Source organism: Variovorax paradoxus, assembly GCF_009755665.1.
Lineage (GTDB): Bacteria > Pseudomonadota > Gammaproteobacteria > Burkholderiales > Burkholderiaceae_C > Variovorax > Variovorax paradoxus_G.
The window spans coordinates 2,984,584-3,002,682 of record NZ_CP046622.1; the positions used below are offsets into that span (position 1 = coordinate 2,984,584).

Sequence of the window (18,099 nt, forward strand, 5' to 3'; positions counted from 1 at the left end):
GGCGCGGCCGAGCAGCTTGCGTGTCCGCTCTCAGAACGCCCAGTTCAGGCTCGCCTTGAACCCGTGGTCCTTCAGCCCGCCGCCGAACTGCCCCGAGTAGGAAGCCCCCAGCGTGAGGTTCGGCCGCAGCTGCATGTCCACGCCCGCCTCGACCACCGCCACGTTCCTGGCCAGCGGCACGCCCGCGAGCGTGAACGGGATGCTGCCTGCGAACGCATGCGTGCTGGTGGGCGTCGTGTCGCCGAAGGCGTGGCGCCAGCCAAGCATGCCGCGCAGCCGCGTGGTGCTGCCCAGCTGGGTGCTGGCGCGCACGCCCAGCGTCGAGAACGTCGCATCGACGCTGCCGCCCTGGCCGTACAGCGCGGCCAGCCCGCCGCGCTCCAGGAAGGCGTCGCTCTTCACGCGCACATGGGCCAGGCGCGCGAAGGGCTCCAGCGCCACGCCTGCCGCGTCGATGCGGTGGCCCGCTTCGCCGAAGATCTGCGTGGTGGTGCTGTCGTACTTGGCCGAGACGCTGTCCGCAAAGCCTTCGAAACCCACCGAGCGGCTGGTCTCCAGCTTGTTCCAGCTCTGGCTCGCGCCCAGGCGCAACGAGGTGGCGCCCCACTGCGTGCCGCCGTACAGGCCCAGGTGATAGCTGTCGGTCTTGGCGCTGCTGTTGCGCGCGTCGGTGTCGGCGCTGGTGCGGCTGTAGCCGCCGAAGGCTCCCACGCGCCAGCCGGCGCCGACGGCCTTGTCGGCACCGACCACGAAGCCGCCGATGTCGCGCTTGAGCTTGGCGGCGTTGGCGTCGCCGTCGATGTGGCCCCACGAGCCGAAGACCTGGCCCCAGGCGGTGCCCGCCTGGCTGTCGGCCGGCGTGCAGCCGTCTTGCTGGCTGCCCGGCTGCGCCTGTGCCGGTTGCTGCTGTGCCGGTTGCTGCTGTGCCGGCTGCGGCGGCGCGCTGCCCGGCGCGCAGCTGGCCGTGCGCAGGCGGTCGATGGCCGCCTCGCGAACGAAGCGGCTGTCTTCCAGCATCGCCGTCTTGCTGGAGGCATGCAGGTCCACCGACAGCTGGTTCAGTGCGTCGCGCGCCGCGAAGTCGTTGGGCAGGAAGGCCACCGCATTGGCCAGCGCATTGCTCTGGGGCATGCTGTCCAGCGCCGCGGCGACGGCCGCCTGGTTGGGCGTGCCGGCTGCGTCGGTGAAGCTGCGCACCTTCTCGGCATTCAGGTAGACGTTGTTGGCGTCATAGGTGTCGCGCAACTGGACGAATGCGGTGCGGGTGTCGCCGCCCAGGCTGTAGGTGCCCGTGACGCCGCCGTCGGCGGTCACGACCGTGTAGCGGTTGCCCACCACGAAGTCGCTGCTGCTGATGCGCGTCACGTTGAGCTTCGCTCCGCCCGCGATGCTGGCGGTGCCGCTGGCGTGGATCAGGTCGGAGGCCGTGGATGCCGGGTCGACTTCGACCTCGTAGGTCGAGCCCGCGGCTTGCGTGAAGTTGCCGTTGACCGTCAGCGTCCCGATCGAGTTGCCCGGCGCGACGGTGCCCGCGACGGCCAGGCTGCCGACCGTGCCCGAGCCCTTCAGCCGGCCTGCTGCGAGCACGTTGACGCTGCTGCCGCCGAGGCTGCCATTGACTGCCAGCGTGCCGGCTTCCACGGTCGTGCTGCCGCTGAACGTGTTGTTGCCGTTCAGCACCAGCGTGCCCAGATCGGTCTTGGTCAATGCACCCGTGCCGGCGAGCGCCGCGTCGATAGTGGCCGTCATGCCGGCGCCCGCAGCGGTGCCATCGCCCACGCGAATGGTCGGCGCGCTGCCCGTCAGCGCCAGCGTGCTTCCCGTGAGGCGGTAGCCATCGGTTGCGAACTGCAGGCCCGACGCCTCGATCTGGCCGTTGCCGTTGTCGATCGCCACGGTGCCCGGCGTGCCGGCCAGGATGGCGAATGCACCGTTGGAGTACGGCGCATTGACCGCGCCGCTGGCCTCGGTCCACCTCTCGTTGTCGGCCAGGCGCCAGGTGCCGTTGCCGCCGTCGATCGCGCCATTGCCCGGGGTGCTCTGGCCATCCCAGAAGTTCAGCGTGAGACCGGTGGTGTTCACCAGGTTCACCTGTTGGGCGATCGAGGTCTGCACGAACAAGTCGCCCGGCGGAACCGTGCCAAGCGCCAGGCCGTTGTCGGTCAGGACACCGTCGTAGCTGAACACGCGATACACGCCCGGCCCGGAGCTGCCGCCCGGCGCGATGCTGACATTGAGCGTGCCGTCGAGCGCAAGGTTGCCGCGCACCACGGTGAGATCGTTCAGTGCCCCTCCCGCGGTGCCGGCCTCGCCGAACCGGTAGTTGAGCGTGGCGCCGCTGTCCAGCGACAAGCTGCCATTGACGGTCAGCGTGCCGGGGGCACTCGCATCACCCGGTCTCAGCGTGGCGCCGCCCGCGATGGCTACGTCTCCGCCGACAGTGCCCCTGCCACCCAGGGTCGCGCCACCCTGGACGGTGGTGAGCCCGGTCGCGCCGGACTGATCGCCGTTGACGAGCAACGTGCCGGCCTGCACGTTCGTGGTGCCGAGATACGTGTTGGTGCCGGTGAGCACGGTGGTGCCGGCACCCGCCTGCGAGACGCTGCCGCTGCCCGAAATGGCGCCGCCGAACGTGGTGCTGTCCGAGCGGTTGAAGACCAGCGTGCCGTTGTTGGCCACGTCGCCGACGATCGAACCGCTGGCGCCGCCGTCGCCCAGTTGCAGCGTGCCTGCCGTGATGCTCGTGCCGCCGCCGTAGGTGTTGGCACCGGTCAGCACCAGGGTGCCGAGGTCGGTTTTCTGCACGCCGCCCGTGCCGGTCAGCGCGGAGGCGATCGTCGCGGTCATGGCCGTGCCGTCGGCAGTGCCATCGCCCACGCGCAGGATGTTCGTCGCACCGGTCAGCGCGATCGGGCCGCCCTGGACCGTGTAGCCGTCCACGGCAAACTGCATGCCGCTGCTCCTGACCGCGCCAAGGCTGTTGTCGACCGTGACCGTTCCCGGCGCGGCAGCGAAGACCGCGAAGCTGCCGTCCGGGAACGGCGCATTGACGCTGCCATCGCCCAGCGTCCAGTTGCCGTTGCCGGCGGCGCTCTGCCAGAGGCCGGTGCCCCCCTGGAGGACACCGTCGTTCTGGTTGCCGGGGCCATCCCAGAAGTCCACCGGCAAGCCGGCGGTGTTCACCAGGTTCACCTGGTTGTTCACCGAGGTCTGCACATAGAAGCTCGGCGAAGGCATCGTCCCGGCGACCAGGCCGTTGTTGGTCAGCGTGCCGCCGTAGCTTATGACGCGATAGATGCCGGGGTCGAACGTCGCGCCCGGCGTGGTCGCGACATTCAGGGTGCCGCCCAGCGTGAGGTCGCCCGCGACCCTGGTCAGGTCGTTGTAGGCGCCGCCGATCACGTTGGCCTGGCCGAAGTTGTAGCTCAGCGCGGAGGCATTGCCCAGCGTCAGGTTTCCGTTGACGGTCAGCGTGCCCGGCACGCTGCCGAGGTTGCCCGGGCTGAGCGTTGCGCCATCGGCCACCGACACGTTGCCGCCGATCGTGCCGACGCCGCCCAGCGTGGCGCCGGCTGCCACCGACGTGGCTCCGGAGGCCGCCGCCTGGTTGCCATTGACGATCAGCGTGCCGGCATTGACCGCGGTGCTGCCGCCATGGCTGTTGTTGCCGGTCAGCACCGTGATGCCGGTGCCTTGCTGCGTGACGCCGCCGCTGCCGGAGATCGTGCCGCCGAAGCTGTAGGTGTCCGAGCGGTTGAAGACCAGAGTGCCGTTGTTGGTGACATTGCCCGCGATGGAGCCCGTGGCGCCGCCATTGCCCAGTTGCAGCGTGCCCGCCGAGATCGTGGTGCCGCCGCCGTAGGTGTTGTTCCCGGTGAGCACCAGCGTGCCGGCGTCGGTCTTGGTCAGCGCGCCGGAGCCGCCGATCGCGCGGGTCAGCGTGAGGTCGGCGGTGGTCTGGAAGGTGCCGCCGCCCGCATTGAGCGTGACTGCCCGTGCAGACGTGAAGGCGGCCGTGCTCTGCAGCGTGCCGCCATCGAGCGAGAGCGCGCCGCCGGCATTGCCGAGGTTGACATCCGCGGATACCGCCACTGTGCCGCCGTTGATGGACGTGCCGCCCATATACGTGTTGCTGCCGGTGAGCGTCAGCGTGTCGGCGCCGGTCTTGGTCAACGAACCCGTGCCGCCGATGGTGCCGGACAGCGTGAGGTTCGCCTGCGTATCGAAAGTGCCGCCGTTGGTGCCGAGCGTGACGGCCCGCGCGGACGCGAATCCCGCCGAGTTGCGCAATGCGCCGCCATCGAGCGTGAGCCCACCGCTTGCGTCGCCCAGGTTGTCATCGGCGGCCACTTGCAGCACGCCACCGTTCACGCTCGTGCCGCCGGTGTAGGAGTTCGTGCCACCGAGCACCAGTGTGCCGAGGTCGGATTTCTGCACCCCGCCCGCACCGCCCAGCGCCGCGTCGATGGTGGCGGTCATGCCCGCGCCCGCACTGGTGCCGTCGCCCACGCGGATGATCGACGGCGCGCCGTTCAGCGTGAGGGGATCGCCGCTGATGGTGTAGCCATCCACGGTGAACTGCATGCCCGAGGCGCTGACGGCACCGAGACTGTTGTCGACCGTGACGGTGCCGGCGGTTCCGCTGAAGATGGCGAAAGCGCCATCGGCAAACGTTGCATTGATCGCGCCCGTCTGGTCGGTCCAGTTGTCGCCGCCGGCGGCGTTCTGCCACAGGCCGTTGCCACCCTGGATCGTGCCGTTGTTCTGGTTGCCGGGACCGTCCCAGAAGTTGAGCGAGACGCCAGTGCTGTTGAGCAGGTTCACCTGGTTCGCGACCGAAGTCTGCACGGCGTAGCTGCCTGCGGGCGCACTGCCGATGGTCAGGCCGTTGTCGGTCAGGGCGCCGGTGTAGCTGATGACGCGGTACACGCCGGGCGTGAAGCTGCCGCCGGCAGTCGGGTTGACGTTGAGCAGTCCGTCCAGCGTCAGGTTGCCCGCCACCGTGGTGAGATCGTTGAGCGGGCCGCCCACCACATTGGCTTGCCCGAATTGGTAGTTGAGCGCCGAGCCGTTGTTCAGCGTCAGGTTCCCATTGACGGTCAATGCGCCCACCGCACCGGCATTGCCCGGACTCAGCGCAGCGCCGCTGGCAATGGTCACGTCGCCGGCAACGGTGCCCGTGCCGCCCAGCGTGGCCCCGCTTTGCACGGTGGTGAGCCCCCCTGCCCCGGTCTGGATGCCATTGACCAGTAGCGTGCCTGCCTGCACCGCGGTGCCCGCGGAATAGCTCTGCGCACCGGTGAGCGTGAGCGTGCCGGAACCCTGCTTGACCAGCGTTTCGAAGCCGGCGGTGCTGGTGCCATCCAGCGTGCGGCTGGCGGTGTTGTTCACCCGCAGCGTGTCGCCGGCGCCGCTTTCGGTGCCGCCGCTGACGATGCCGGCAATCGTGCCGCCATCGTTGAGCGCGAGTGTGTCGTTGTCGGCGCCCAGGTCGAGCGTGCCGGCACCGGTGTTCAGGGTGCCGGCCAGGGTGGCGGTGTCCGCGCCGGCGCCCAGGTTGCCGCCTGCGCGCAACGTGCCGCCGACGTTGACGTTGAGGGTGCTGGCACCGGCGTCGCCGGTGACCGCCGAGGCCGTGCCACCGGCTGCCTGCACCGTGCCGTTCACCGTCAGTGCGGAAGTGCCGGTCATCGAGATACCGGCCGTGGCCAGGGCGCCGTTGACCTGCAGCGTGCCGGCGCTGATCGAGGTGGTGCCGCCGACCGAATTGCCCGCGGCCGTCAGCACGGTGGTACCGGTGCCGATCTGCGCTAGATTGCCCGCGCCGCTGATCGTGCCGTTGAAGTTGAAGGTGTCGCTGCGGTTCGCTGACAGCGTCGAGGTCGAATTGACGACGAACACATTGCCTGCGCCGGCGTTGCCCGTGGTGCCGCCATTGCCGATCGTCAGGTTGCCGTCGTTGATCACCGTGTTGCCGGTGAAGGTGTTGTTGCCCGTCAGGATCCAGTTGCCCGGTCCGTTCTTGGCCAGCGTCGTCGTGCCCCCGGGGCCGTCGACGATGGTCCCGCCCATCGTGTTGGCGCCGGTGTTGGTTCCGCCAAGCGCCAAAGTGCGGGCTCCGCTGCCGGTGTAGGCGGCCGATCCTGTGTTGCTGAACACGACGGCGCCGGTGCCCGACGACTCGATGACGCTGGCCCCGGTGGACAGCGTGAACAGCCGGTCGGTCGTGTCGCCCGCGCCGGTATAGCGCAGCGTCGATCCGCTGCCGATCACGAGGTTGCTCGCTGCATTCGACGACTGGCCGATGCTGCTGGCCACGCCGCTATTGCTGAGCTTGTCGACGCCGAGCACGCCGCCGCTGATGGTGGTGACGCCGGTATAGGTGCTGTTCGGATTGTTGAGAATCCAGGTGCCGGTGCCGCTCTTGGTCAGCGAGGTGGTGCCGGTGCCGTTGTTGGTGATCTGCGCGGCAAGATTGTTGTTGCCGGTGTTCGTGCCAGCCAATCCCAGGAGACTGTTGGCGTTGGGAGCGACAAACGCGATGGCGCCGGTGTTCGTAAAGCTGACCGGACCGGTGCCCGAAGCGGAGAGCGTGCCGGTGGCGCCGAGCGTGAACAAGCGATCGGTGCTCGTCGTCGGGCCAGAGTAAAAGAGGGTGCCGCCATTGAGGGTCAGGTTGCTGGCGGCCGAGCCGCTGGTGCCGATCGAGCTGTTGTTGCCGCCATTGGTGAGGCAGTCGACGGCCAGGGTGCCGCCGTTGATGGTCGTCGTGCCGCTATAGGTGCTCGTGCAACCAAGCAGACCCTGGGCGTTGCCGCCGGTCTTGACCAGATTGCCGGTGCCGCTGATGCTGCCGGCGTAGTTGAAGCCGCCGTTGCTGATCGTCAGCGTCGCCGCGCCCAGCGTGACGTCGCCCCCCGCCGCTCCGCCGCCGTTCAATGCAGAGACCGTGTTGTTGAGGCCGTTGAGATCCAGTATCGCGCCGGCAACGTTGCCCATGGTGACGCCAGCGGTACCGAAGGCCGTCGTCGAACCTGCGCGCAGGATACCGGCCTCGTCGACAACTGTGCCACCGGAATACGTGTTGTTGCCGGACAGCACCAGCGTGCCCGGTCCTCTCTTGTAAAGCGTGCCGCCGCCTCCAATCGACCCGCCAATGCCGAGGGTTGTCGCCGCGTTGCTGACACCGAGCACGCCAAACCCGCTCTGCAGCGTGAATGCTCGATCGATATTGATGCTGCCGCCGGTGTAATAGAGATAACCGTTGTTGAACAGCAGATTGGAGGCGGCGTTGCTCGAGGCGCCAATGTCACTGGCCACGCCGCCATTGTTCAGGCAACTGACGTCGATACGGCCACCGTTGAGGGCCGTGGCGCCGGTGTAGGTATTGTTGCAGCCGCTCATCGTCTGCGTACCGCCGGCGACGGTGAAACCACCCGTGCCGCTGATGGTGCCCGAGAAGGTGCCAGTGCCGCTGGAGGTCAGCGTGGCCGAGCCAAGGGTCACGCTGCCGCTGCCACCCAGCGCGCCGATTCTGTTGTTGAAGTTGTTGAGATCGACCGTGGCGCCGGCCTGCACCTGCAGGTTGTTGCCCGTGCCAAGAGCCTGGGTGGACCCCGCCCGCAGCGTACCGGCGTTAACCGTGGTACCGCCCGAGTAGGTGTTGGTTCCGGAAAGCTCCAGCGTGCCCGCGCCCTCCTTGCGCAAGCCGTCGTCCCCGACCACCGCGCCACTCATGGTCAGAGTGGTGGCGGCGTTGCTCACGTCGATGCCACCGCTGCTGCCGCCCGCGCCGACAACGCCGACGGTGAAACCGCGATCCGTGCTCGTCGTGCCGCCTGTGTAGGCAAGCGTGCCGCCACTTAGAACGAGATTGCTGGATGCGCTGCCGGAGGCGCCGATGCCGCTGGCAAGACCGCCATCGGCAAGCGTGCCGACAGACAGGGTGCCGCCGCTCACCGTCGTGACGCCGACATAGTCGTTGCCGGCGTTGCCCAGCGTCAGCGTGCCCGCGCCAGTCTTGGTGAAGCCTGCGTCGTCGGGGCTGGTGACCACTCCATTGAAAGCCAGATTGGTGGCGCCGTTGGTCACCTCGACGGTCCGCGACGCGCCGCCGTCGACCAGCGTGAAGCCACGGTCGGTGGCGGAACTGGCGCCGGTGTAGCTCAGCGTGCCGTTCTCGATCACCAGGTTGGACGAGGCACTGGATGAAGCGCCGATGCTGCTCGCCAGACCGCCGTTGGCGACGGTGTCGATGGACAGCGTGCCGCCGCTTACAGTCGTGGTGCCGGTGTAGGTGTTGGCGCCGGTCAACGTAACCCGCGCGGTGCCGCCCTTGCTGAAGCCGATGGCGCCGGCGTTGTCGACAATCGTCGAGGCGATGGTGAAGTTGCTGGTGGCGCCGCCGTTCTGCAAGACGCCCAGCGTACCGCCGCCTGGGGAGCCGGTCAGGTTGCCGCCTTGAATGGTCTTGGTGGTGTTGTTCACCGTGGGCGCGACGATGATGGCGCCGTCGATGCTCAGCGTCTCTCCGGCGCTCACGTTCACCGTGGAATTGGCCGCCGCGGTGTATTGAAGGCCGCCCAGCTGCTTGCTGCCAGCGACCGTACCGAAATAGGCTGTATTGACCGCGCCGCCGGCGTCGCTGATGAATTCGTTGTTCAGCCAGGCGCCCGCATCGTCCTTGTTCGTGTAGTCGGCGGCGGTGAAGGCGACGATGCTTCCGCCCTGCACCTTGGCGTAGTCGCTGCCGTTGACGGTTGCCCAACCCCCGAGCGTGCCATTGGCATTGGCTGTCGTGATGATGCCGCTGGCGGATGTGCCGAAATCGATCAGGCCGCCGCTGCGGGTGATGCCGCCGAGATTGACCGTGACAGTGCCGCCCGCGCCTGGCGCCGTGCCGATCCTGTTGCTGCCGGCGGTCACGTTCAGCCCGTTGAAACTCTGCACGTTGGCCTCGCCGGCAGCGCCCGTTACGGTGAGCGTGCTGCCGCTCATGCCCAGTGCCGAGGCGCCGGAAATGATGTTGCTGGTCGGCCCGCCCGCCCCCGCGAAGTTCAAGCCCAGCGTGCCGCCCGCCAGCGTGGTGGCGCCGGTATAGGTGCTCTGCCCGGTCAGCGTCAGGGTGCTCGCGCCCGTCTTGGTCAGGCTACCGCCGGCGCCGGTGATGCTGCCCGCATAGGTCGCGGCGCCCGAGACGGCCGTGAGCGTCAGGTTTGCGGCGCCCAGAGCCACCGTGCCGCCGGATCCGGCGAGCGTCGCGGTCGTCATGTCGTTGCCGTTGAGATCCAGCGTGCCCGCATTGACGGTGACGGCAGTGGTCGTGCCGAAGGCCGAGGCGCTGCCCGCGCGCAACGTCCCGCCGTTCACCGTGATGGCACCAGTGCGGGTGTTGGCTCCCGTGAGGTTCCATGTCGCGGAACCCGTGCTGACGAGGTTGCCCGTCCCGGAAATGACGCCGGAGAGAGTGTTGGCCGCGCCCGCATAGCTGCCGCCGAGCGTGAAGCTGTTGTTGGCCACGGGGTCGAGACTCACGGCACCGCTCAGCGCCAGTGCGCCCGTGCCGTCGTTGAGAATGCTGCCGCTGGCTCCCCAACCTGCGCCGCTACCCCCGATCGTCCACGGGCGGTTGCTGCTGGCGCCCGCGCCCGTATAGCTCAGTGCGGACCCATTCATGAGGATGACGCCGCCGCCCACTCCCGTACCCAAGGAGCTGTCCACGCCGGTGTCAGCAAGCGTCCGGGCGCGGACCGTCACTGCGCCGGTGTAGCCGATATACGAGAGGCCGCTGTAGGTGTTGGCGCCGCCCAAAGTGATGGTTCGATTCACGCCGCTGCCATGGAAGAAGAGGGAGCGGGCGTTGTTCGCGCTGATCGTCCCCAGAAGCTCGAGGTCGGCCGTCGCGGCGCGGAAATGGATCGGGGTGGTGCGGGTGCCGATGGCGGCCATACCGCCGGTGAGCGTCAGGGTTCCGGTTCCTGCGTTGTAAAGCCCGGCGCCGGACGAGGCGCTGCCCGCGTCGGTGAACTCCCAATTGCGGTTCGAGCTGTCCCCGCTCCCGATGTAGCTTGCGGTGTCGAAGAAAGAGTTGACCGAGTAGAAACGGATCGTGCCGTTTGCGCCGCTCCCGGCGCCGAGCGAACTGGCTTGGCCTTCGTTGCGCACGGAAGTGAAGGAGAAGGCGCCATCAACGTAGAGCGTGGTCTGACCCGTGAAGTCGCTGGCATCGTTCCTCATCGTGGCGCCAGCGTAGGTTTGCAGGCCGCCGCTGCCGGTGAACCGGGCGAAACCCACGCCGGCCCCGGCCGCCTGACCTTGCGCACCCGTCAGATTGACAACGCGGGTGGCGCTCAGCGCCCCGTTGGCCGTCAGGCGCGCGCCGTCGGCAAGGTTCACCGTGTTGCTCGCCGCGCCCAGCGCCGCATCTGCGTTCACGGTCAGGGTGCCAGCGTTGAGATTGATGCCGCCCGTGAAGGTGTTGGCCCCGTTCAGGACGAGGTTGCCGGTGCCCGCCTTCGTGAGGCCGGCCGTACCGGCCAGGGTTGAACTGATGGTCGCATTGCCGGCGCCATCGATGGTCGGCGCGACGCCACCCAGCGTCAACGTGCCGCCGGTGATCGTGTAGTTGTGGACGGCGAAATTAAGCCTGTTCGCCGTGATCGGCGTGGCCAGCGTCACTGTTCCGGCGGTGCCGCTGAAGATGGCAGTGTCCAGTGGGTCGTTGGTCCAGCCGATCCACGGACCCGCCACGTCGTTGCCGGTGGTGTTCCAGATGGACGAGGTATTCCAGGTTCCGTCGCCGCCCAGGCCGACTCCGAAAGTGTTCGGGTCCCAATACAGGTTCGCGGCCTGCACCGGTGCGTACAAGGCAAGCAGCGCCGCCAGCGCGACCAGCCGCAGGGCCCAGGGGCTGCGCATGTCTGCGGCAGCGAACCGGTCCACTGCGTCCTTCGAATGAGGCCGCTTGTCGACTCCGCCGCTTTTGCCATGCTGCGTGGCCAATTCCGAGGCGACCACCCAAGTGCCTAGAGTCTTCGACCAGATAGTGCAGAACACGTGGTTCATTGAAGTTTTTTCCTTCGGCGACGGATTTGAAAAGATGACTTGCGCGCGTGTGCACGCGCGGGCGAGTTCCGGCTTTGCGGCCTCGCTGTACGCACATTCGCTGCGGCCAGGGAAAAGGCCACGGGCGGCGCGATCAGGGATGTGGAGAGAAAAGCCCGGGGACCTGCTGCCGCCGGGGGTTCAGACGCAAGAGCTGGCCGCTCTGGTTGGGTGGATTCGCTGTTGCGGCTGGCCCGCGACGTTGCCTCGAACTCATCGTCTGTCTCCACTAGTTGTTGCTGTTAAGCGTACAACTAGGAAACAATCCGTACAAATTCGTTACTAGAACCTATCTATTCAAAACCTGAACAGAACCTGAGGTGTGTTGCGCTACCACGACGACGGCGCGGGTCTCAACCCGCCCGTCTGCCGAAGTCAGTTGGTCGCGAAGCAGTACATCAGCCCTGCGCTGCCGCTCATCTTGAGTTGGTCGACGCTGCAGCCGCGCGTACCGTGCGACGAGTTCCACGAGGCATTGGCTACTGGATCGGGATTGGTGCCCTTGCGATCGTGGTGACCCACGATGGCAGAGCCGCCGTCGCTCTTGGTCCAATTGCCGCAGGTGGTGTCCTTGCCGGGATCGGCCACGGCCAGGGTGCCGTCAGGGCGTGAGCCGGTGAGGATGTCGTGGCGGTTGACCGGATCGCCGGCGCCGGAGACAACCTCGCCCTTCTCGGTCAGCGAGGTGTCCTTGCCGACCTTGGCGTTGGCGCTGTGCAGGTCGGCCACGCTGGTGGCGACGACCACGCCCTTGGCATTGGTCCAGGGACCGGCGCCGATCCGGTCGCGCGCATTGACGGCCGGCTGTCCGTTCGCGGGAGCGACGCTCAGATAAGCGCGCCAAGTCTTGTTGCCCGCCCCCGCACTCGTGGCCAGCGACTGGCAGAAGCGGTCGGCGCCGGCCAAGCCTCCGAGGTCGCCGCCCTTGCCAGGGTTGACGCTGGTGATGAAGAAGCTCATCGGGTTGCCGACCGATGAACCCATGGCACCGCAACCGATGATCAATGCGGTGGCTGCAACGGCAGCGCCAGCGGAGAGAAGCAAGCGACTGGGCATCGAGAGACTCCTGGCAGTGTTGGTGCCGGGAGGCTACCGCACCGTCGTGTCAGGGGCAACCGAGCCCACCCTCATGCAGCCTGCTTCCACTCCCGCGGCGAAAGGCCGCTTTGTGCCTTGAAGGCGCGCGACAACGCGGCTTCGCTCCCGTAGCCGACCTCTTGCGCAATGAGCTTGAGCGGGCGCCCCTGGCGCAATGCCTGCTGCGCAAGGCCCACTCGCCAGCGCTGCAGGTAGACCCCTGGCGTGCATCCCACGGTGTCGCGGAACTGGATGGCAAACACGCTGCGCGACATGCCGGCTTCGGCGGCGAGTGCGTCGAGCGTCCATTCGAGCGCGGGTTTTTCGTGCATGGCCACCACGGCGTTTCGCAGGCGCGGGTGCGACAACCCCGCGAGCAGGCCCGAGCGGGTCTGCCCTTTTTCCATCAGGTGCCTGAGCACCTGGATGACCACCACGTCGAACAGGCGGTTCAGCAGCACCTGCTTGCCGCAGCGCTGCTCGAAGGCCTCTTCGAACAGCAGTTCCAGCACGCCCTCGGTGCCGTCGATTTCTTCCAGCGGCAGGCACACGAATGCGGGCAGCGCGGCCAGGATCGGGTTTGCGGCGCCGCCTTCGAACTGCAGATGCGCGCAGGCAAAGTCCGCGCCGCGCGCGGCGTCGGTAATGAACCTGTGCGCCATGGGCCGCGGGTACATCAAAAGGCTTGGCCGCTCGATGCGCAGCACCTCCGCGCCGCCGTGGCTGACGCCCACCTCCCCGCGGCGCACCAGGTGCATTTGGCCGGTTGCGCCCTGCCCGTCCAGGTCGTTGATTCCGCAGAGCGCGCCGGTGTGGAACACCCGCGCGCTGACGGAAAAGTGCGTCAGCAGGGCTTCGAGCCGATCAGGCATGAAATACTCCAAGTCAAGTTATCAGGACTTTTTATCACCAATCGTTTCGCCACACACGTAAAGTTCGTTCTGTCGATTCCGACCTGAAACCTCAAACCGAATCAAAGGAAAGAAACATGAACGCCGTTACCCGTATCTTCGCCGTGGCCGCCCTCGCTGTTGCCGCCAACGCCGTGTTCGCCGCCGACAAGTCGGCCGTTCGCCAGCCGGCCGCCGCGGTTGCAAAAAGCGCGAGCTACATCACCACCAACGACGGCGTGCAGATCTACTACAAGGACTGGGGCCCGCGGAACGGCCAGGTCGTTGCCTTCAGCCACGGCTGGCCGCTGAGTTCGGACAGCTGGGAATCGCAAATGATCTTTCTCGCCTCGAAGGGCTACCGCGTGATTGCGCATGACCGCCGCGGCCATGGCCGCTCGAGCCAGCCCTGGGAAGGCAACGACATGGACCACTACGCCGACGACCTGGCCGCAGTGATCAACGCGCTCGGCGTGAAGGACGTGACGCTGGTCGGCTTTTCCACCGGCGGCGGCGAGGTGGCCCGCTACATCGGCCGCCATGGCACCAGCCGCGTCAAGAAGGCGGCGCTGGTGAGCGCGGTTCCCCCGCTCATGCTGAAGACCGACAAGAACCCGGGCGGCCTCCCGATCGAGGTGTTCGACGGCATTCGCAAGGGCGAACTGGAGAACCGCTCGCAGCTGTATCTCGACATTGCCTCGGGTCCGTTCTTCGGCTTCAACCGGCCGGGCGCCAAGGTGTCGCAGGGTTCCATCCAGTCGTTCTGGGCGCAAGGCATGCAGGCCGGCCACAAGAACACCTATGACTCGATTGCCGCCTTCTCGGCCACGGATTTCACCGAAGACCTGAAGCGCTTCGACGTGCCCACGTTGGTGGTGCACGGTGACGACGACCAGATCGTGCCGATCGACGCGTCGGGCCGCGCATCAGCCAAGCTGATCAAGAACGCCAAGCTGATCGTCTATGCAGGCGCACCGCACGGCCTTGCCGACACGCACAAGGACCGGCTCAACAACGACCTGTTGAATTTCATCAAGGAGTAAGCAGGCGCGGCGGCGGGCCTGCCGCGGAACCGCCGCCGGCGCAAGGCCGCTCAGCGAATGCCCAGGGCGTGGTCCAGCGAAAGACGGCCGGCGCCGCGGCCCACCAGATACAGCATGAGCGCGGCCCATGAGAGATGCGTGGGCCATGCGTCGGGGTAGACAAAGAGCTGGATTACCAGCGTCATGCCCAGCAACGCCAGCGCCGAGAAACGCGTGAACAGGCCCAGCACCAGCAGCAAAGGGAACAGATGCTCCGAATAGGCGGCCAGATGCGCGGCGAGCTCGGGCGGAACGAGTGGCAGCTTGTATTCGGTACGGAACAGTTCGTAGGCGCTGTCGGTCAGCGCAAGAAAACCTTCGACCTTGGTGCGGCCCGAATAGAAGAAGATGGCCGCAACAGACACGCGCGTGGCCAGCGCCAGCGCATCGTGCGTCACGACGCGCGTGAGCCTTTCGGCCGCGGCATTCCAGTGGGCGCGCAGGCCGCGAGTGCTGCCGGTTGCAATCGAGTCCGACGCCTGGAGATTCGTGCTCATGGTGTTCTTTCGTTGGATGCGGGCGATGAAGATGGGGCGGTGAATGCGCCGGCGCTCAGCAGCCCGGCAAAGATGGCGGCAAGGTCTGCTTTCGCATCGACGGCCAGTGCGCGCTCCGCCGCTTGCTGGAGGGTTGCTCCGCCTGCGCAGGCATCGAGAAAGACGCAGCTGGCCTGCGTGAGTCCTTGCCACCTCACGGTGTCGTACGGCCGCGTCAGCAAGGCGCCCTCGCCTTGCCAGGCCAGTTCATCGGTGACTTCGCCCTGCGCCCGATTGCGCTCCCAAATGGTGAACACTGGCTGGTCGTCGAACCACACCCAGCGTGCCGCGGGATGAGGTCTGAGCGACAAGGCTGACATCTGCTCCGGTGATTGGCGGGCCACCCATGCAGCATCGGCGACGGGCGCGTCCTCTGCGACATGGGCCTCGCGCCAGAGCGTGTCGAGTTGCGCCACGCCTGGCAGGTAGACCAGTTCAGCGGCAGGCTCGAAGCCCCGCAGAAATTCGGCAAAGCCGCTGCCGTAGTGCAGAAGGCGGCCATCGCGCGGCGCTTCGGCACTCACGTAGAGCGCGGCGGCGGCGCGAAACCACTCGCTGCCCACGAGCCGCGCCACGGTCGGAAAGTTGGCCTCGAGTGCATCGATGCACACCTTCATCACCGTGTTCCGGTACACGGCGAAAGCGGGTTGCGCCGCAAGCCCCCGCATCGCAGGGTCCAGGCTTTCGGTGGGCGAGAACAGCGCCGTTGCAAACGCCTGCTGAAACCGGCCGTGCGGCATGGTCATGCGATGGCCTCCTGCGTCGTGGCGTGCTCGAGCTCGGCGGCGGCCTGCTCGCGCTCGGCCATCAATTCTTCGAAGGCCGGCACATTGCCGTCGCGTTCGATCAGCGTGGGCCGGGCACCCGCCCGTTCGACAAAGCGGCGATACAGCTGCCAGACTTCCGGCGCAATGGGCGCGTCGTGCGAATCGATCAGCAGCGAATCGCCCAGGTTCGGGTCGGCAGCATGGCCCGCAAGATGGACTTCGCTGACCAGCGCATGCGGAAAACGGTCGATCCAGTCCGCGGCTGAAAAACCGAGGTTGCGGGCGGACACATACACGTTGTTGATGTCGAGCAGCAGCTTGCAGCCGGTGCGCTGCGCAAGCTCGCGAAGAAAATCGATCTCGTTCCACTCGTGCCCATCGATGCGCAGGTAGTGGGACGGGTTCTCGATGGCGATGGCGGTGCCCAGCGCGTCCTGGGTGCGCGCAATACTGGCCGCAATGCGGTGCAGCGCGGCGGTGCTGCGCGGAAACGGCAGCAGATCCGGAAAGTACTGGCCGTTCCATGCGGACCACGCCAGATGTTCGGAAACCAACGCCGGCTGAATGCGCCGGACCAGCGCTGCCAGCCGCTGAAGATGCGCGGCGTCGGGCTCCGCATCGCCCGCCAGCGAAAGCGAGACGCCATGCAGCGACACCGGATGGCGGGAGCGAATCGCTTCCAGCCAGCCGAACCGCGGGCCGCCCGCCACCATGTAGTTCTCGGGGTGCACCTCGAACCACAGGCCCTCGCTGCGTGCGTCGAGCGCAGGCACGTAGTGCTCCGGCTTGAGCCCGACGCCGGCCGTGAGGGTTTCTGGCATGGCGGCGCGCGCCGGTCAGGACTTGATGGGAGCCAGCGAACCCATGCCCTTGGGCGTCTTGATCGTGGCGCACGTGCCGGCCGGCACGTTCTTCCAGGCGTTGCCCTGGTAATCCATCTTCGAGGTGCCGGCGCAGGTGGTGCCGGGGCCGGCGGCGCAGTCGTTCTTGCCTGCCATCGAAACGCCGTAGCATTTCTCCATCGTGACCATTTTGTCGGCCATGGGTTTGTCTTGCGCGATGGCGGAACCGGCGGCAAGGGCGCCCAGTGCAAGGGCGGTAATGGCGAGGGGACGGTTGATCATGGATGAGCTCCGAAGATGGTTGAACAGTTGCAACCGCGCCGGAATGCGCGGTTATTTGCTAGTTCGCCACTTCGGAAGCCGGGGTTACAGCGCTCCTCTCGATCGGCAAAAAAATTTTTGCGTACAGAAAGCTCAGGCGTCGAACCAGTCGCGCGCCGACCGCCCCTGGTCGGGCCCGAGCATCGAGAAACCACCATCGACGGGAATGTCTGCACCGGTCACGAAGCGCGCGGCATCCGAGCACAGAAACAGCACCACTTGCGCGACGTCGTCCGGGTCCCCCGCCCGGCCCAGCGGATGCAATGGCGCCGCCATGCGGTCGGCATGCGCACGGTCGCCGCCTGCCATGCGGCTCAATGCATCGGACCAGGTCCACCCGGGCGACACCGAATTCACGCGCACGCCGCGCGGCGCCAGCGTGGCGGCCTGGTTTCGCGTGAGCTGAAGGATGGCGGCCTTGGCCGCGGGATAGAGCGCACGGTTCGCTGTGCCGAACTTGCCGCCCACGCTGCCCATGTTGACGATGGCGCCGCGCTGCGCGGCCAGCGCATCAGCGGCCTTTTGCACCAGCACCGCGCCAGACACGAGGTTGACGTCTAGCGCGCGCAGCCATTCGCCGCGCGTGGCGGCCATGCCGCTGTCGCCGTAGACCACCGCGTTGTTGATGAGAAAGTCGATACGGCCTTCGGTGGCGAGCACGTCCGCCAGCAGCGCGTCGAGCGCCGCGTCGGATGCGATGTCGCAAGCCACGAAGCGGCAGCCGCTACCCAGATCGGCCTGCAGTGCCTGGCCGCGCTCGGCATCGATATCTACAGCCAGCACCTGCGCGCCGGCTTGCGCAAAGGCACGAACGATGGCGCTGCCGAGCATGGCGGCCGCGCCGGTGACGATGGCAACCTTGCCTTGCAGACTCATGGCGTGCCTTTCGGTTCTTTCATGTTCTACGGTGTTGCATTGTTCTTCATGCGTGCAATCGCTTCATCGACGAGCATCACGTCCGCGAGCATGCCCAGTGTTTCCAGGCTGGCCGCGTGCAGGTGCGGCTGCGCGGTGCTGCATGCGTCGGCCACCACCGCCACGTCGTAGCCCAGGTCGCTGGCGTGGCGCGCACCGTGCTCGACCACGTGGTTCGTCGCAATGCCCGCCACGTACAGCCGCGTGGCACCGGTGCGGCGCACCGCCTCTTCGAGCCCGCTGGCCCAGAACGGATTGTTGCGCTTGTGGGTGACGACCGCCTCGCCGGGCAGCGGCGCCAGTTCGGCGTAGAACTCCGCTCCCCATTGCCCGTCGAGCACGGCGCCGGTTTCGGCAACGCGGCGGAACAGCATGCTGTTGCGAAGGCAGTCCGCATACCCGGGCGCGAAGGCGATGCGGACGAAGATGACCGGCACGCCGCTCGCACGTGCGCCGGCAATCAGCCGCGCGGCAGCCGCGATCAGGCGTGGCCGCGCGGGGTCGTCGGCGGCCACGCCCACGCGCACCTTGCCGTCCGCGTGGAGCACGTCGTTCTGGTAGTGCAT

At 67.3% G+C, this 18,099-nt stretch carries 10 protein-coding genes; 1 reads left to right on the forward strand and 9 read right to left on the reverse strand.

Translation table 11 applies throughout. The annotated features are described in order from the left end of the window. Positions 1–30: 30 nt before the first annotated feature. From GOQ09_RS13785 to GOQ09_RS13795, 3 genes are all read right to left on the reverse strand, one after another. Complete coding sequence (locus tag GOQ09_RS13785) at positions 31–11,064, reverse strand: autotransporter-associated beta strand repeat-containing protein (protein WP_157613916.1); 11,034 nt, start codon at positions 11,062–11,064, stop codon at positions 31–33. Positions 11,065–11,478: 414 nt separating this feature from the next. Continuing rightward, entirely contained in the window at positions 11,479–12,159 is a 681-nt protein-coding gene (locus GOQ09_RS13790; RefSeq protein ID WP_157613917.1) for a hypothetical protein, read from the reverse strand. Positions 12,160–12,230: 71 nt separating this feature from the next. Further along, on the reverse strand, positions 12,231–13,052 hold the full coding sequence (locus GOQ09_RS13795; RefSeq protein WP_157613918.1) for an AraC family transcriptional regulator: 822 nt from the start codon (positions 13,050–13,052) through the stop codon (positions 12,231–12,233). Between the two features lie 116 nt (positions 13,053–13,168). Here GOQ09_RS13795 and GOQ09_RS13800 point away from each other — a divergent pair, with 116 nt between their 5' ends. After that, positions 13,169–14,113 carry an alpha/beta fold hydrolase gene (locus tag GOQ09_RS13800; protein ID WP_157613919.1) on the forward strand — a complete coding sequence of 315 codons (945 nt, stop codon included), beginning with the start codon at positions 13,169–13,171 and terminating at the stop codon, positions 14,111–14,113. 50 nt (positions 14,114–14,163) lie between these two features. On the opposite strand, the gene GOQ09_RS13805 is transcribed toward GOQ09_RS13800, so the two are convergent. The 6 genes from GOQ09_RS13805 to GOQ09_RS13830 form a co-directional block, all read right to left on the reverse strand. Next, positions 14,164–14,649 (reverse strand): DoxX family protein, encoded by a 486-nt coding sequence (locus GOQ09_RS13805; RefSeq protein ID WP_126745826.1) that lies wholly within the window; start codon positions 14,647–14,649, stop codon positions 14,164–14,166. After that, positions 14,646–15,434, reverse strand: a complete 789-nt coding sequence (locus GOQ09_RS13810; protein ID WP_157613920.1) for an HvfC/BufC N-terminal domain-containing protein — start codon at positions 15,432–15,434, stop codon at positions 14,646–14,648. Before GOQ09_RS13810 ends, GOQ09_RS13805 begins: the two co-directional genes overlap by 4 nt. Then, positions 15,431–16,276 (reverse strand): MNIO family bufferin maturase, encoded by an 846-nt coding sequence (gene bufB / locus GOQ09_RS13815; protein ID WP_157613921.1) that lies wholly within the window; start codon positions 16,274–16,276, stop codon positions 15,431–15,433. Before bufB ends, GOQ09_RS13810 begins: the two co-directional genes overlap by 4 nt. A 15-nt stretch (positions 16,277–16,291) precedes the next feature. Beyond that, entirely contained in the window at positions 16,292–16,579 is a 288-nt protein-coding gene (locus tag GOQ09_RS13820) for a BufA1 family periplasmic bufferin-type metallophore (protein WP_157613922.1), read from the reverse strand. Positions 16,580–16,711: 132 nt separating this feature from the next. Further along, the gene (locus tag GOQ09_RS13825) at positions 16,712–17,494 is read right to left on the reverse strand and encodes an SDR family oxidoreductase (RefSeq protein WP_157613923.1); all 783 of its coding nucleotides are present in this window, start codon (positions 17,492–17,494) and stop codon (positions 16,712–16,714) included. Between the two features lie 26 nt (positions 17,495–17,520). Beyond that, positions 17,521–18,099 (reverse strand): cysteine hydrolase family protein, encoded by a 579-nt coding sequence (locus GOQ09_RS13830; RefSeq protein ID WP_157616703.1) that lies wholly within the window; start codon positions 18,097–18,099, stop codon positions 17,521–17,523.

Excerpts from the sequence above, each read along its gene's own strand:
- GOQ09_RS13800 (WP_157613919.1), top strand. The coding sequence starts at position 13,169 with ATGAACGCCGTTACCCGTATCTTCGCCGTGGCCGCCCTCGCTGTTGCC.
- bufB (WP_157613921.1), bottom strand. The coding sequence starts at position 16,276 with ATGCCAGAAACCCTCACGGCCGGCGTCGGGCTCAAGCCGGAGCACTAC.
- GOQ09_RS13810 (WP_157613920.1), bottom strand. The coding sequence starts at position 15,434 with ATGACCATGCCGCACGGCCGGTTTCAGCAGGCGTTTGCAACGGCGCTG.
- GOQ09_RS13825 (WP_157613923.1), bottom strand. The coding sequence starts at position 17,494 with ATGAGTCTGCAAGGCAAGGTTGCCATCGTCACCGGCGCGGCCGCCATG.
- GOQ09_RS13795 (WP_157613918.1), bottom strand. The coding sequence starts at position 13,052 with ATGCCTGATCGGCTCGAAGCCCTGCTGACGCACTTTTCCGTCAGCGCG.
- GOQ09_RS13820 (WP_157613922.1), bottom strand. The coding sequence starts at position 16,579 with ATGATCAACCGTCCCCTCGCCATTACCGCCCTTGCACTGGGCGCCCTT.
- GOQ09_RS13830 (WP_157616703.1), bottom strand. The coding sequence starts at position 18,099 with ATGCACTACCAGAACGACGTGCTCCACGCGGACGGCAAGGTGCGCGTG.
- GOQ09_RS13790 (WP_157613917.1), bottom strand. The coding sequence starts at position 12,159 with ATGCCCAGTCGCTTGCTTCTCTCCGCTGGCGCTGCCGTTGCAGCCACC.
- GOQ09_RS13805 (WP_126745826.1), bottom strand. The coding sequence starts at position 14,649 with ATGAGCACGAATCTCCAGGCGTCGGACTCGATTGCAACCGGCAGCACT.
- GOQ09_RS13785 (WP_157613916.1), bottom strand. The coding sequence starts at position 11,064 with ATGAACCACGTGTTCTGCACTATCTGGTCGAAGACTCTAGGCACTTGG.